This window comes from Fictibacillus barbaricus, assembly GCF_014635025.1.
GTDB classification, from domain to species: domain Bacteria; phylum Bacillota; class Bacilli; order Bacillales; family Fictibacillaceae; genus Fictibacillus; species Fictibacillus barbaricus.
The window spans coordinates 136,994-152,292 of the sequence record NZ_BMCE01000004.1; the positions used below are offsets into that span (position 1 = coordinate 136,994).

The 15,299-nt window shown below is 39.5% G+C and carries 11 protein-coding genes and 1 pseudogene; 2 read left to right on the plus strand and 10 right to left on the minus strand.

The features are described from left to right. Window positions 1-53 precede the first annotated feature (53 nt). The 3 genes from mngB to IEV52_RS20000 form a co-directional block, all read right to left on the minus strand. On the minus strand, window positions 54-2,654 hold the full coding sequence (gene mngB / locus IEV52_RS19990) for a mannosylglycerate hydrolase (RefSeq protein WP_188404347.1): 2,601 nt from the start codon (window positions 2,652-2,654) through the stop codon (window positions 54-56). A 16-nt stretch (window positions 2,655-2,670) separates the two neighbouring features. After that, window positions 2,671-4,590: a PTS 2-O-a-mannosyl-D-glycerate transporter subunit IIABC gene (mngA, locus tag IEV52_RS19995; protein ID WP_188404348.1), complete on the minus strand. Its 1,920-nt coding sequence runs from the start codon at window positions 4,588-4,590 to the stop codon at window positions 2,671-2,673. Window positions 4,591-4,718: 128 nt separating this feature from the next. Further along, window positions 4,719-4,997 carry a MurR/RpiR family transcriptional regulator gene (locus IEV52_RS20000; RefSeq protein WP_188404349.1) on the minus strand — a complete coding sequence of 93 codons (279 nt, stop codon included), beginning with the start codon at window positions 4,995-4,997 and terminating at the stop codon, window positions 4,719-4,721. A 137-nt stretch (window positions 4,998-5,134) separates the two neighbouring features. Here IEV52_RS20000 and IEV52_RS20005 point away from each other — a divergent pair, with 137 nt between their 5' ends. Both IEV52_RS20005 and IEV52_RS20010 read left to right on the plus strand, forming a co-directional pair. Continuing rightward, entirely contained in the window at window positions 5,135-5,461 is a 327-nt protein-coding gene (locus IEV52_RS20005) for a hypothetical protein (RefSeq protein ID WP_188404350.1), read from the plus strand. Between the two features lie 318 nt (window positions 5,462-5,779). Beyond that, complete coding sequence (locus IEV52_RS20010) at window positions 5,780-5,944, plus strand: hypothetical protein (protein WP_188404351.1); 165 nt, start codon at window positions 5,780-5,782, stop codon at window positions 5,942-5,944. A gap of 459 nt (window positions 5,945-6,403) precedes the next feature. Here the strand turns inward: IEV52_RS20010 and IEV52_RS20015 are convergent, their stop codons facing one another. From IEV52_RS20015 to IEV52_RS20045, 7 genes and pseudogenes are all read right to left on the minus strand, one after another. After that, on the minus strand, window positions 6,404-7,561 hold the full coding sequence (locus tag IEV52_RS20015) for a M20 peptidase aminoacylase family protein (RefSeq protein ID WP_188404352.1): 1,158 nt from the start codon (window positions 7,559-7,561) through the stop codon (window positions 6,404-6,406). A gap of 22 nt (window positions 7,562-7,583) precedes the next feature. Further along, window positions 7,584-8,399, minus strand: a complete 816-nt coding sequence (locus tag IEV52_RS20020; RefSeq protein ID WP_188404353.1) for a GNAT family N-acetyltransferase — start codon at window positions 8,397-8,399, stop codon at window positions 7,584-7,586. Then, entirely contained in the window at window positions 8,377-8,730 is a 354-nt protein-coding gene (locus tag IEV52_RS20025) for a hypothetical protein (RefSeq protein ID WP_188404354.1), read from the minus strand. Before IEV52_RS20025 ends, IEV52_RS20020 begins: the two co-directional genes overlap by 23 nt. 36 nt (window positions 8,731-8,766) lie before the next feature. After that, window positions 8,767-9,897 carry an o-succinylbenzoate synthase gene (gene menC / locus IEV52_RS20030; RefSeq protein WP_188404355.1) on the minus strand — a complete coding sequence of 377 codons (1,131 nt, stop codon included), beginning with the start codon at window positions 9,895-9,897 and terminating at the stop codon, window positions 8,767-8,769. A gap of 324 nt (window positions 9,898-10,221) precedes the next feature. Next, window positions 10,222-11,082 (minus strand): MurR/RpiR family transcriptional regulator, encoded by an 861-nt coding sequence (locus IEV52_RS20035; RefSeq protein ID WP_188404356.1) that lies wholly within the window; start codon window positions 11,080-11,082, stop codon window positions 10,222-10,224. Between the two features lie 218 nt (window positions 11,083-11,300). Then, window positions 11,301-12,248, minus strand: coding sequence for a thioredoxin-disulfide reductase (gene trxB, locus IEV52_RS20040; protein WP_188404357.1), 948 nt, complete (start codon window positions 12,246-12,248; stop codon window positions 11,301-11,303). Between the two features lie 221 nt (window positions 12,249-12,469). Continuing rightward, window positions 12,470-12,660 (minus strand): annotated as a pseudogene (locus IEV52_RS20045) (YbxH family protein). Between the last annotated feature and the right edge of the window lie 2,639 nt (window positions 12,661-15,299).

Sequence of the window (15,299 nt, forward strand, 5' to 3'; positions counted from 1 at the left end):
TCTTTCTCCTCCCAAAAGAAAAGGACACTAATGCAGTGTCCCCTTCCTATTTTTTAGAACAATATTGATTTCACTTGGTTGGGTCGAACTTCTATTCTAGCTTCATTATCTGTTATAGATAAGTCTTCCAAAACACGCTCATTCAGGTTGGCAACCGATGCGTGACGGATGTCACGGTTGAAAGAATACCCTGCAGTTTCTTTTCTTTCAGTTGGATTATAGAACCTGAGCACGAATTGGTTCTCTTTTTCTGCCTTTTTTAACGTACTCAAGACGACATTCGGATGAACCTCTTGCAAGAAACTGAACTCTAGTGGAGTCGTAACATCAGCTTTGTTAAGTCTCATCGCATCGTGTGGGATCTTGTTATAGGTAACCACCGGCGTGAGATACTCTTTAGCAGTCCGAGGAACGTTCGTTTCCTTAGAATGCGTTGCTATGGCGAAGTTTATGGTTAATTCACCTAGCATTTGAGAATCTGGCGTCGGCAGCTTGATACCGGACGGACGGCCAGGTCGTCTGAGCATCTCTTCCTTCCCAAGGAAGCCGATGCTTCTGAAGAGAGTGATCGCGATGGTGTCAAATTCTTCCCCGATGATCTCATACTCTCTCGTGCTGTTCGTCAGCACACTCACCCCGTATGCATCGTCCGACAACCCGACAAAGCTCAGCATCGGATAGATAGGATCCGGGCGCTCGTCCCAGTCCTCTTTTTCCCAAACATGGATAGCAGGATCGATCACGTCACGTTTTATCGTTCCGAATTGGTTGTCAGAGATAGAGAACTTGGCTGCGATACCAGTCGGGATCAACGCTCTTAAGCGATGGTCTTTCGCGAAGTTGTTCACGTTTACTTCCACTTCGATAATCGGTTTATGATTTTGTACCGCAACGACAACATGAACGTCTACATGGCTGTCGATCACCTTGTCTTTTCGCTTTTCAAGATCAGCCGGAACGGAAAGTCTGTATTGAACATCGATTGTTGCCCCGTAACGGTTTTTACGGATCTCTGATCTCGCTTCAACGCGATCGCTGTAGATCAACTCTTCGTTCGGCAATGGTGAGAAATCATACTCGTCCCCATCGTCTCCTCCATTTTCAAGGAGGAGTACGTTCTCAAAACGCTTGTTTAGTTTTTTATCAAAGATGTTTAGAGTACCGTTTTGGTTAACAGATATTTCGTAAAAATCGGTCTCGACCTGGTCCGCCGTTACGAAGGACGGTTGAAGCTTTTCGTCGCTCTCCACAACAAAATAGGTTTTATACCCCATTGATGGCACTGTGTCTTTCAACTGAATCGTATATTTGATAAACGGATCGTAGTTGCCGTAATGAACAATCTGACGGTCGATCAAGCCAGGATCCGTTACCTCACTCTTTAGGATCTCATAATCGATCTCGTTTGAATCCTTATCGACCAGTTTAAAGGATTTCAACTTCGTCATCACACTTGTCGTGATCACTTCCGTACGCTCATACGGCAGTAGGTTAAACGCCGTCAAGCGGTCATGTTGTTTTTCGGTATCCATACTGTCAACGATTTTACGTTTGTAGAATTCGATCAGCTGGTCCACTTTTTCCTCCGCTAAGAAGAAGCGGTTGGCGATTTCTCGGTGCACCTTATCCGAACAACAGCAGCCGATGCTGTCATGTGCGTGGTTCTTCATGATCTCTTTCCAGATCAGCTCGATCAGCCCATGGTGGTACTCAAAACCTAAGCTGTATGCGAGTGAAGCGAGCGGTTCTAGAATATTGGTGATCTTGTTCTCGATCCTCGTGTTCGCGGCTTTGATATCCATACGAGTTGAATAGATGCTGCGGTGGACACGCATGTACTTTCCATCCAGGAACTCACCTTCCAAAGTTGGCAGGTCGCCTTGTTTTTCAAGTTCACTGAAGACGTTCTCGTATTTGCTTAAGAAGAATTCCCGGTCAGGGTATAGTTTTTTTAGCTTCTCCATCACCGTAAAGATGTTCTTTTGTATCGGCATCTGATCATGCCCGTTCGGCAAGATGATATGATCTGTTGTCGCACCACGATCCAGTACCTTGAAATATTTATCGATGCGCTTTTGGAGTGCCTCCTCGTCCTCCGGCAGATACTTCCCTATCGCATAGCCCAGCGGGAACAACTGAACTAGTACCTTCGAGCCGTCCTCTGTTCTCCAGTAGAACTCTGTCTTGTCCGTACCATGGCGCTCCGATGTACCGCGCCAGAAGATGGAGTACGTGATGTCGAATCCGTTTAGGATCATAGGCATCTGAGCGGATTGTCCGAATGAATCTGGAAGGTAGCCGATTCTCATATAATCCCCAAACTCTTCACTGTCTTTTATTCCGTATAAAAGATTACGAACGATGGATTCTCCTCCTACGACCATCTCGTCAGTCTGCGTGTACCATGGACCAATAATCAACCGGCCCTCCTGTACGAGTTTCCTTACACGGTCCTTGTTCTCTGGCTTAACGGCGAAGTAGTCCTCCAGAATGGATGTCTGCCCGTCCAACACGTAGTAGGGATAATCAGGATTGTTCTCGAGCATCTCCATGATCTCTTCCATATTGTTTACCAATAATATTCTGGATTCTTCCGTTGAAAAGTACCATTCTCTGTCCCAGTGCATATGGGGTACAATATGAACGTTTTTCATTTAATTCTCTCCAATCTTAAGCTTCTTTTTGTCCGGCTTTGTTCAGTTTGTTCCTGCGTGTCACAATCAATAAGATCATCGAAATGACCGCACCTACCAAAGCAGCCCCGAGCCAGATACTAGCTGCTGCAAACAATGGCTGTCCCTTTAATAGAGCGAGCGAGAAGATCCCTGCTCCCGGTACATCGAGCCCGATGTTAGAATATGCCACAATGGCACCGGTTACAGCAGATCCCGCGATGAGGGATGGGATCACACGAAGCGGATCGTTGATCATAAACGGGATTGCCCCTTCGGTTATTCCAGCTAGACCTAATAACCAGGTCTGTTTACCGATCTCTTGTTCTTGCTTTGTAAAATACTTTTTTCCAAGGATAGTGGCACCTGTTACCGAGAATGCCGACACCATCTTGACAGATGCGAATGCAGCATAAGGAATGATGTTTCCACTCGCCATCGCACCAATACAGAACGTGTACGCGGCTTTATTTACAGGCCCACCGAGGTCGAACGATACCATGGCTCCGATGATAGCTCCAAGAATAAGGGCGTTTGCACCGCTCAGGCCGTTCAGCCATTCGATCAGACCTGTGTTTAAGAATGCTAGCGGCTTACCAACGACAAACAACATGATCGAACCGACCACTAATGTTCCGATAACAGGATAGAACCAGAAACTTACGAATCCAGCAAATGTGCCTTTTGGCTTTACAGTTTGTTTCAAGTATTTCAAGAAATAACCGGCCAACAGCCCGCCGAGCATACCACCGAGGAATCCGCTTCCGATTAGGTTTGCAGCTACCCCTGCAGCAAAACCTGGTCCTAACCCCGGTTTATCAGCAATCGAATAAGCCATATACGCAGCTAAGATCGGTATCATCAACTGACCTAAAAGAGTCCCTCCGAGCTGTCTTAATAGCCATAGCCATGAGCCTTCTTGGTTGTACAACTCCTGAAGGTCGAAAGCTTGAGCAATAAATACAGCGGCTGCGAGCGTCATTCCACCAGCAACAATGATAGGGATGATATACGAGATACCCGTTAATAGTGAGTCCTTGATTTCGGTTTTGACTGATTTTCCTTCTTTTGAATCACTTGTGTCATCTGTTTCCACATAATCCGATTTTGTATAATTCTCTGCTTTTTGTACGGCTCGCTCCAATATCCCCTTGGCATCCCTCAACGGGCTGGCTACTGATGTCTTAACCTTCGGCAGGTGGATGAAACGTTCTTCGTCCTTCACTGCTACATCTACTGCATAGACAATTGCGTCTGCTTTTTTAAGAAGGTCCTTTGTATGGCGGTCCTCTATTCCATTTGCACCTTGTTTTTCAACATACACTTGGATGCCTAACTCTCTCCCGGCCTTCATAAGAGCGTCCGCTGCCATGTAGGTATGGGCGATACCAGCTGGACAGGCTGTGACAGCTAACACTGTCTTCCCTGTCGCTGGTGCTGTGACCGTTTCAGTCTCTGTTTGAGCAGCATCCAGCGATTCATAAAGTTCATGGTTTGTTTTTGCGTTTATCAACTTATTTTTGTACTCTTCGTTTGACAGCCTTGTCACCAATTCAGCTAGAAGGGAAAGGTGTGTAGACCCTTCTTCACTCTTTGGAATCGCTAACAAAAAAATCAATTCAACTTTATTGTTTGGATCGACGCTCTCCCACGTGTCGATTGGCTTTTCAAGGGTTGCCACAGCAAAAGCTGCCTGGTTTACTGTAGAAGATTTTCCATGAGGGATGGCGAGTCCCCCTTCAAAACCAGTCGGTGAGAGAGATTCTCTTTCCATAACGGTCTGATAGAATTCTTCTTCCGATTGGATCTTACCCTCTGTCGCCAACTGTTTTATTAGATATCTTAAAACCTCTTCTTTAGAGGTAAACGATTTATTGGTGCTAATTAAGGATTCTGATGTTAAGTTCTTCAACAACATGATTGTAACCCCTTTCATTTTAGCTGTGAGTCCATAATAGCAAATAAAAAAAGAGAAACAGTGTTCCTCTTACTTTTACACAGTTTTTCTCTAATAGTGTAATTCTATGTGTATTTATACACATTAAATTACCCATGTGCTTGCCAGTAGTATTCCGCAAGGGCGCGAAGAACCAACATAACCGGTGTCTTATCAGTTACATTGTACTCATTCAGTTTCTTTGCAGGCGAATAGCAATACAAGTTCACTTCAGCATGATCCTGCAGGAAATTGTTGTTAAAGTGGGTGAGCGAGATTAATCTGACACCTCTTTTTTGCGAGTTCTGCGATATCCAAAACTTGTTGAGTTTCGCCGGACAGGGAGATAAGGAAGAGAACATCGTTATGATCAAGAGGGATGACTTCATGAATCATATCATCGCGATGAAGGTAGAATTCCCCATGTTTACAGACAACTTTAAGGTTTTTAATTATAATTTCACAAAAAGGTGCTGTATCTCCAACTGCAAAGAATAAAACGCGGCACAAGTCTCATATTGGTCTAATGACTGAAATTGGATTGATCAAAAGAACTAACATGGTCAACAAAAGAGGAACTATGTATTTAATTAAAGGTACATCATGGGCAGGGAATGATTTCTTAGATGCTGCAAGGAATAATAAAGTGTTGATATGCCAAACAAACAAAGAAGCTAGTAATAAAGAATCTAAGTTTAAAGAATTACCTTTTGAAGTCGCTAAAGCATTACTTATTCAGGCATCAAAAAATTATGTTCGGTTTATAAGTTTAACCTTTTTGTTAAGAAATTATTTTATAAAATTCATTAAGCAGATCTCAATTATAGTTAGCATTAAAAAAGCGTATTTTTAAGGGAACAAAAGTAGGAACGTTATAATTAAAAGAATAATTGATAAAAGAGGAGATAGTGATGATGGAAAAATATCTTATTACTTTTAAATTAATTGATGGTTCTGAGGCGTTTTGAAGAACAATTACCTGATCTTGAAGCTTATAAGCATTCTATAAGAGTAACAGATGCAAAATATGCAACTTTTGAAGGTGGACAAGTTAATTAAGTTTCGTCTAGGTTGTTACATATAAAAAATTATAAAAATAATCAAAGTAGGGAACAAATAACTTGTCCAGTTATTATCAATATTAAATATGGATTATTGGAGTATTCTTAGCATGCTTACGACTTTAATTAAAGCAGGAATAATCGCTCATTTCGGTTCCTCTCTTATAGCAGGAATTGTTTACGCTTTTACTGGAGATATATATCGCTTGACTGCAAACATATTAATCGCCCTTGGTTGTTCATGGCTTTATGAACAAAAACTTAGGGACATTTAAGACTTTAGTAAATTTATCATTTAAAAAATGCCCGAGTTCTTTACCCAGGCATTTTTTTTCAAGACAAGTTTTGACTCATATAATGGACAAACAGAAGGAGAGCGATATGTTTCGTCAAAATAAGATATTAATCTTCCCAAACTCCATCCATAAGTTGCTGAATCTCTTTTTCCAACTTATATGTTTCCTTCCTATCGAGTCTAATTTTTTTCCTTCAATAATAACTACATCACCAGGTTTAGCTTCCTTTGGGTGGGTATTTACAATTGGATTATTCATTGCTGGACTCACCATGTTTTGCTTTCATCTGGTTCTATATTCTATCGAAGAAAGTGGATACTCCATTTTATACTTCTCTCTGCCCAAGTGGTATCCATATTATGGACGGTTTGTTGATTAATAAAAAAAGAGCTCACCTTTTGGTCAGCTCATAGATCCAAACTTAACATTTCATACTAATTAATTATGAAATCTTGCTTTTTCAAACAACAGAATCGTTGAAGCAGCAAGGATAGCAACACCATTTCCTAAGGAGTTCTTATTGAAGTGCATTTTCGGATGATGAAGCCCGGGCTCTAGATCTGTTCCCAGACCTATCATTGTTGCCTGGATGTTTTTCCTTTCCTTCGTGTAGAAATGAAAATCTTCTCCCCCGGGTGTTATTGGTGGTGTTACTGCCGAATTTTTGCCCAGAACCTCACATATCGCCTCATTTATAATGCTTTCCATGAATCTGTTCGGCTCGGCAGCCACCATCTGAGCACGGTTCTCAACAGTTACATCAGCACCATTGGCCTGGCCTGCATATTTAACGGCTGTTGTTACTTTTTCAATCAGGTTTTTCATAGCTGCATTTGTTTGCGCTCTAAGATCAATGCTGAATTCACCTTCATCAGGAATGATGTTTATATTGTCTCCACCGGCTTTAACTTGTGTGACTTTTGCAGAACTCGGAATGGTAGGATCGACTGTGACAGCATTCACAGCAGCAATGATTGCACCCAGGGAATCTACAACGTTAATCCCCATATTCGGCCTCGATCCATGAGCCTGTATCCCTTTTATCCGTCCCTTTAGAAGAGTGGCTGCGCCATGATAAATAGCAGGTGACACCTCTCCAAAACGCATCTCGATTTTCGGGCGTACGTGAATCCCTAATAAGTAATCAATGTCATCTACTAAACCATCATCTATAATCGCTTTTGCTCCTTTTCCTGACTCCTCAGCTGGCTGGAAGATCACCTTAAGGCATCCATCTAAAGGTTGAAAGTTTGTTTCTTTCAAGCAACGTAGTGTATTTAACACCATTGCCATATGGGCATCATGCCCGCAAGAATGATTTGATTTCCAAATCCCGTCTACATTTTGCCATAAGGCATCCATATCAGCACGAAGGGCTATGGTTGGACCTTCGCCTGAAGAACCCTTCCAGGTAACCACAATCCCATAGTGATGTTCAAAGGTTTGGTAGGGGAGATCAATCTTATCTAGTTCGCTGCACAAGAACTCCCTTGTTCTTGCTTCTTTCCAACTCACTTCTGCAAGGTTATGAAGCTTATCGTAAATCTCCAAAAGAAGATCATCGTTTTCGTTTACCCATTTTTTTATTACTAACATACAATAAGCATTCCTTTCAGTTTTAGACAGAATATTTTTCTAAGACGTAATATCCGACCCTGTCACCACGAATCATGCCAGCGACAAAGTAACCAGAAGAAAGAGCTAAACTGAATTGTTTTCGGAGTTTCATCCTCCACTCTTTAACAAGATCAGGGGAATCCATTTTCATCTGTTGAATATTTGGTGGTACCGGCACTAAATAACCGCTATGGTGCTTGGCAGCCTGAGACTCTAGGTATACGTCATCAAAGTCATCCTCGAGCAACTCATAGTTCTCCCATTTATCGGAGTAGTTACGGATCCTCACGGAGGCATTTATTACGTTATTTGAAAAAAGATCCCATTCAACTAAGAACCTGTCCGATGGAACACCCTTGTTTAATTTATCGTTCATGAATCCGTAATAATCTTTGATATAGGTTTTAACATAGCCGCCGAGTTTGCAAAGGTTCAGGTAGCCATTTCTAATTTCTAACGGGTCAAAGGTCCATACCATCTTCTTATAACCATAATGGATGGCCCAGTCTCTTTGTTTAAACTTCAACATTTCACCGATCCCCTGGTTATGGTAATCAGGATGGATCGCCATCATATGAGAGCATAGATAAGGAGCATCACTTAGACTGCTAAATCCAGTAAATCCGTAACAGAAGCCTATTAGTTTTTGGGTTTCAGCATCGAATGCCCCGATGACTACTCCACCGTTATGATTGGCTGCAACCATTTGAGGGAGAGAGGTGATGACCTCTTCTCCCCAGACTAGTTTTTGTAATTGGACAATCTCCGTTAACTGATCGAATTCTGTAACAACATCAAACGAAAATATTCTCTGCATAACTTCTCTCCCGGCGAAACACTTTTCCTGCCGTTGTACCTACGTATTTATTTTCTTTTACAGCCAGTTTGCCATTGACCAAGACATGAGAGATACCGACTTTAATATGATGGATCTCAGATTTAGTACATAGTAAGTCTGAGTGAACATACGTATTAATAAAACCCGGTGAGACCGCTAGTCCCTTTGCATCAATTTCAGTTTCGGCTTGCTCTTGGCTTAGGTCACCAATCTTGCTGATGATTCCATCCTTGATCCCCAGATCCAGCCTGCTCCAAGGGTTTTCAGTCCCATCATAGATTGGGCCGCCTCTAATAATAAAATCGAACACGGTGATTCCTCCCTGGTTTATTAATAGAAATCAAGATTAAAAAACTACTTTTTCGTTTGTAAACGTCTCTCTTTCTACAACATACCGATTAAACGCTTCTTCATTTATTTCATAACCTATGCCAGGGTAATCCGGAACTTCTAGTTTTCCTGGAGAACTTAGTATGACTGCCGGTACAACAATATCTAAGTCCCAATAACGATCTGAAGCAGAAGTGTCCCCAGGAATCATAAAATTATCAAGTGATGTAAGTGCAATATTGTGAGCGCGTCCAATACCCGCCTCCAACATCCCGCCGCACCAAACAGGGATGTTTTTGGATTTGCAAAAATCATGTATTCTTTTTGCTTCCATCAGCCCGCCGACTCGTCCAGTCTTTATGTTAATAATTTTACAGCTTCCGAGTTCGATAGCTTTTCTTGCATCTTCTACCGAGTGAATACTTTCATCTAGGCATATAGGGGTATTTAGCTGTTCTTGAACAAGTGAATGATCGATAATATCATCATGAGCTAGAGGTTGTTCGATCATGAGAAGATTATATTGATCCAATTCTTTTAATACATGCATATGGTCGAGTGTATAAGCTGAATTAGCGTCGGCCATAAGATTAACTGTTTGGCCGAACCTCTCCCTAATCGCTCGGATTGGTTCTATATCAAAGCCGGGTTTGATCTTCACTTTTATTTTTTTATAACCTTCATAAATAAACCGTTCAACCTTTTCGAGAACTTCTTCAACGGTAGGTTCAATCCCGATACTTACACCTACCTCTATTTCCCTTTTATATCCCCCAAGTGCCTTTGCAAGAGAAATCCCTTTTCGTTTGCTGTATAGATCCCATACCGCTCCTTCGAGAGTAGCTTTGGCCATATTGTTCCTTCTTATCGGTTCAAAAGCTTTAGAGACTTCCTCGGGATGGTCAATCTGATCGATAGAGAAAAGTTTTGGAATAAGGAATTCCTTCAGCATGTAGGACACAGTTCCTGTCGTTTCTTCATTATAGATTGGGAAAGGTAATGAAGCACTTTCACCGTAACCAATCAAATCTTCGCTATGAACACTTACTACCAAGAAATCCTTATACGTTAACCTGCCAAAGCTAGTTTCAAATGGAGACTTGAGTGGCATGCGTAACCTATGAACATCAATCTGATTAATTTTCATTTGTCGTATCCTCTCTTTTTGGTGTACCAAAGAGTTTGCCTTAAAGTTAATTTTTGAAGTTATAAATTCTTTTTTATTTACAAACGAAGTCTATACTTCTAATTATGAACAGAGGAATAAAGTAAGTCAAACTATTATCAAAATTTTTAGAATTTTATCTTTAGAGGATATTAACACGAACAGGTGAAAAACACTTTAGGAATTACTAATTCCCATACGAGGAGATTAGCTAAATCTATAGAAGAAAGGATATCAATGATTATAAAAAAAGACTGGACCAGGGAATTAACACCCTTTTTCCAGCCATAGAATTCAAGATCACCACTATTTATCTTCTCCCCCCTCATTGACAAATAAATGGTCGTCCTCAATTAAGTCGTACTGTTCTTTTCTTTTATTAAACTTTTCATGATCCTGAACGGAAACTCCTGCTACTAGGGCATTTAATACAGAAAATAATGCCGGGGTCGCATCGATTGTCGATTCAGAATGATAAATAGAAATAATGTTATCGACATATTTAGAAATCGGTGCGATTGGGGAATCTGTAATTCCAATAATATAAGCACCATGTTTTTTGGCTATTTCTACGAACTTGATTGTTTCTTTTATGTACCTGTGAAAAGAGATGGCAACAACAGTAGTGTTTTTAGTCATTTGACTCATCTGTCTAATAAAGTCATCTGTATCTGGCCTGTAAAGATAGGTATTCCCCCTTACCATGCCTAGCATAAAACTAAACCAATGTGCTGCTGCATAGGAAGTTCTTAGACCGGTTATAACAATCTCATCCGACATCATCAGTCTTTCAATCGCTCTGTTAAATTCATTTTCGTTTATATGCTGTATCGTTCGATTGATGTTGTCTATGTCTTGTTTCATAACCTGCGCATAAAAATGAGGCTGTTTAGCGAGCTTCACTTTTTCTGAATAGTATTTATCTAGACCACTTTGCGATAAAAGGTTTTCTCGAATCCTTTTTTGCAGTTCACTAAATCCACTTAATTGAAGTGCATAACAAAAACGGATAACAGTCGTCTCACTGACTCCGACCTTTTTTCCGATCTCACCCGCAGAGTTCAAGGCAAAGGCTTGCGGGTCTTCTAATAGATATTTGGCTAGTTTTTGCTGCCCTTTAGAAAGATTGTGGAAATGTTGTTTGATATGTGTTCGAAAATCGTACATGCACTAGTCCCACCTTTAATAAAGAAAAAACTTCATAAGAAACCATATCCTCTTCCATTTTAAAAAAGAAGTTAAAAGGAGGCTCCTACATGAAGTTTAGTTGAAAAAGCTATTGACATCAATCCATTGAGGGAATATTTGTTATACAGACTTTAATGCCTAAAAATGAAACTCCATTATTGGGTCTAAAAGAGAATTCGTTCATAATAATCCCACTTTTATAAAGTTTTACTCCAGTCTTGAACAGCACTGCCTTCTAGGTAACGTTCAGTGTCAAGTGCGGCCATACAACCTGTTCCTGCTGCTGTGATGGCTTGTCTGTATTTTTTATCCTGTACATCGCCACATGCAAAAACGCCTGGAATGTTGGTTTCGGTCGTCCCTGGTGTAACAACGATATAACCTGTTTTATCCGTATTGATCTGACCATCTAAAAAGCCTGTGTTTGGTTTATGACCGATAGCTACGAAGATTCCGTTCGTTTCGATGACTTCTTGTTCACCCGTCGCGTTATTTTTTACTTTTAACCCCGTAACACCTTTATCACCTGAGAGGACTTCTGTTGGTGTTTTATCAAGCTGCCAAGAAATTTTCTTGTTCTCTCTTGCACGGTCTTGCATGATTTTAGAAGCTCTAAGTTCATTTCTTCTATGAACAATTACTACTTCATTAGCAAATTTGGTTAAAAAATTTGCTTCTTCCATCGCGGAGTCACCACCACCAACGATGATGACTTTTTTTCCTCTAAAAAAGAATCCATCACATGTTGCACAAGTACTTACGCCACGTCCGATATTTTCTTTTTCTCCAGGTATTTGAAGCAACTTAGCAGATGCACCCGTTGAGAGGATAAGAGACTCTGTCTGAACTTTGCCTAAACCGTCAACTTGTAAGGTAAAAGGTCTTTTTGATAGATCTGCACTCGTGACCCATCCTCGTTTAAACTCAGCACCAAAACGTTCTGCTTGTTTTCTCATGTTATCCATGAGTTCAGGACCCATGACACCTTCTACAAAGCCAGGGAAGTTCTCAACTTCTGTTGTTAAAGTGAGCTGACCCCCTGGCTGATCCCCTTCAATGACGATAGGCTTCATGTTCGCACGAGCTAGATAGATCGCTGCTGTAAGCCCCGCGGGACCTGTTCCAAGTATTATGATTTTTTCCATCGTATTCATCCTCCGTTAAACGTTTTGAACACCACTTAGTTTTTTAACATTTCATATCCTTACACTTCTTCCTTCAACCATGGAATGACGGCACACTGTGGGGGAGTTCGTTCTTTACTTTACGATATTTACAACTATCCCCTCTCCGTTAATTCAATAGAAAAACTTATTCCATATTAAAGTAAGTAATTTTTCCATAAGTCACAATTTACCTTCAAAAATCAAATCCCGTGCTGATTGCAGTATGTATCAATTATGTGTTCAATTTGATCAACATTCGGAAATTCTCCGGAAAAAAAGAATTTTATTTCTTCTAAAAACTCCCTTTTTTATACACATGAATCGCGCCATTTTGTTTGATTACACTATATTCTGGTTCAAACCGATACCCATTCCGTTCTACAGCACCCATTTGCCGAACCTCCTCCTAATCCAAAAATTCTAGTACATCAATTATTATTTCACAAATGTAATTTATCACTCTTAAAATCATATTTTTCTCCTGCCCTTTTATGGTATAACCCAATAGTTGTTTGTATACTCTTTTTGAATTATATTAATCGTGGTTTCAAGCAAACTACGTTGTTCGGTATTCCCAATTTTCGTGAGGGCATGATTATCGGACTTAATAATTGGATACTTCCTTAAGACTGCTGTTCCGTATTAATGACGGTGTCCCCCTTCCTTCAATGGATTGAGATCTAGGTTAGCAGCATATGAATATTACTTCTGCTAGTTTTTTCCTGATCTTGTAAGTCACTGCGTTCAGACCAGTGGTTGTTGTACACTTCTTGCACAACAACGATATCGGTATCCGTAAAAATATTAATCCTCCTAGAGAAAAAGAGCTTGAAACATGCTCTTTTTCTGTCTTTTTACAAAAAATATATAGATGATAATAGGGATAAGAGAGAAGATGAAGGCATTAATTGAATACGTAAGGTGATTTCATTGAACAAAAGAAAAGAATTAAACGAAGAAGGAAAACATCACGATAGATACTATTTTAGATGTCGGGAGTGATACATCAGCAGATATAGCAAAAGAATCAATTTCTAGTTTATAGGGGATATTTTGGTTGATACTGCAAGTTCTTTTATACTTGGGCTTTCCGAAGTAGTACAAGGCTATAAACGTGCTCGTTGTGAGAGGAAATATAACTGTTTTCACAAATGAGTTGTAAGCAAAAATAGAAGACCTTCGTGAAAATTCAGGAGGCACAATTGAATAAAAGTAATCTAAATCTACTTAGAGCGCACGTAATTAGCGAATATTTCAAGTTGCTGAGGCTTATAAAATGTGTTTTGTGAAAAATAAACGTCTTCACCTAACATTTCTGTAAGCTCTAAAGCTAAATCCTCATGGCTGTAGTGGTTTTGCTTAAAACAATTTTTGGTTTTCTTCGCCAATGTAGTCCAACCATCTGCGTTCAATGGTGGAACCAGGCATGATATTGCGCTTGATTTAAGGAGTGGGTCCCAGCTGACACTAACTATTTATCGCGTAATGCAGATTATGTAAAGGCTTCTGCACAGGCACATGCATACCTGGATGCCATAGCACCATTTCATATGCTTCTTACAAAAATTTGGGGCTATTTTCATCTGAATATTCATCCTCAACCTTTCCTCTTTGCATAGGGATAAAACACTTAAATTAAGGGGGTACATAAAGGGGGTAAAGTATGGATTGCTGAAAAATTTTAATCCGTTGGCAGCGTTGCGATTTGCCTTATTTTTCTCTGCCCCTTAGAGGAAAGGTTATAGGGGAAAGGTTACGATGTCCGAAAAGTTATTTATTCGATAGTAGCGTTTAAACCCTTATGCATCCTGTTGTCCTTGTTTATATTACTAAGATCCCAAAGAGATATTACATCATAAAAACCCAAATATAGATGGATACATTAAACCACCCCCATTGCATGTTCGAACAATATCCTTAAATCGTACTTGCTTGCTTCTATGGTTAAAACAACAATTCGAATCCTATTACATTAAAAAGAATACTTTAAGCGATGAACTAGCATATACTCATTAAATTTCCTCATATTCTTATAAATGAGTTAGGATGCCGTTTGTTAAGCGATTGATCAAATCCTTTTGAGCAGCATAGTTGTCAATAAAAGCGAATAAACCCTTAAACAAGGATTCATTCACTGAAAGTTCAGTTTTAATGTATATATGTTTCTTCTTAACTATACGTAGTAACTTAACATTAATAAAAATTCATTTTTGTGGATAGTTATATATTTCCAAAAAATAGTTTTTACAGTAATTTGATAGTAATTTTAAACCCTTCTAATACAACAATTTCCGGTGTAAATATTACCTCTTTCAAGTATTGAAATTGGGATTTTGGTTCTCTGTTTAAATTAGCAGAATTCCAGTATTCATAAGCTTTCAAGTCCCCTTATAGTATGTCTGTCAGAAAGACATACTCCGGCCGACATACCTTTACTATGTCGGCCGGTACTATGAAAAAAAGGTGATTTACACTCAATTTTCATCTAGATATATTTATAATCATATACATTTTGTGGACATCCGATTTCTTACTTTACGAATATAAAACTGATTATAATTATTTATATACCAAAGGTATATATTAGGTATATAAATTGCAAACCCTTGGTATACAATTATCATCGCGCTTTTATATACACCTGTTGATTTGGATCATCTAGATGTGTTGACAGAAGGACTAAATTTGTTGCCAATGATTATTTTGTTGTAAATAAAGATTTTAAGTTTATTGGTTTAAACCAAATGTGCTTTTTATACAGCGTTTTTCACCTTAAGTTCGACATAGCAAAAGATTTCAAAAATCAAAAAGTCCTTTCTTATCCCATAATCTCGCCCTTTTGTGGAATAAGAAAAAGCTGCCATTTAAAAGGCAGCTTTAATCATTTAAATCCTTTTATTTGAATAAAACTCTTGAAAGAAAAAAAAACATTAAGGATATAATTTTGATATATTAATAGGAATTCCATTATTTATTAGCTAATTAATAAATTGTTGTTTAACAACTAAATTTCCCAATTTAAAATTCCCG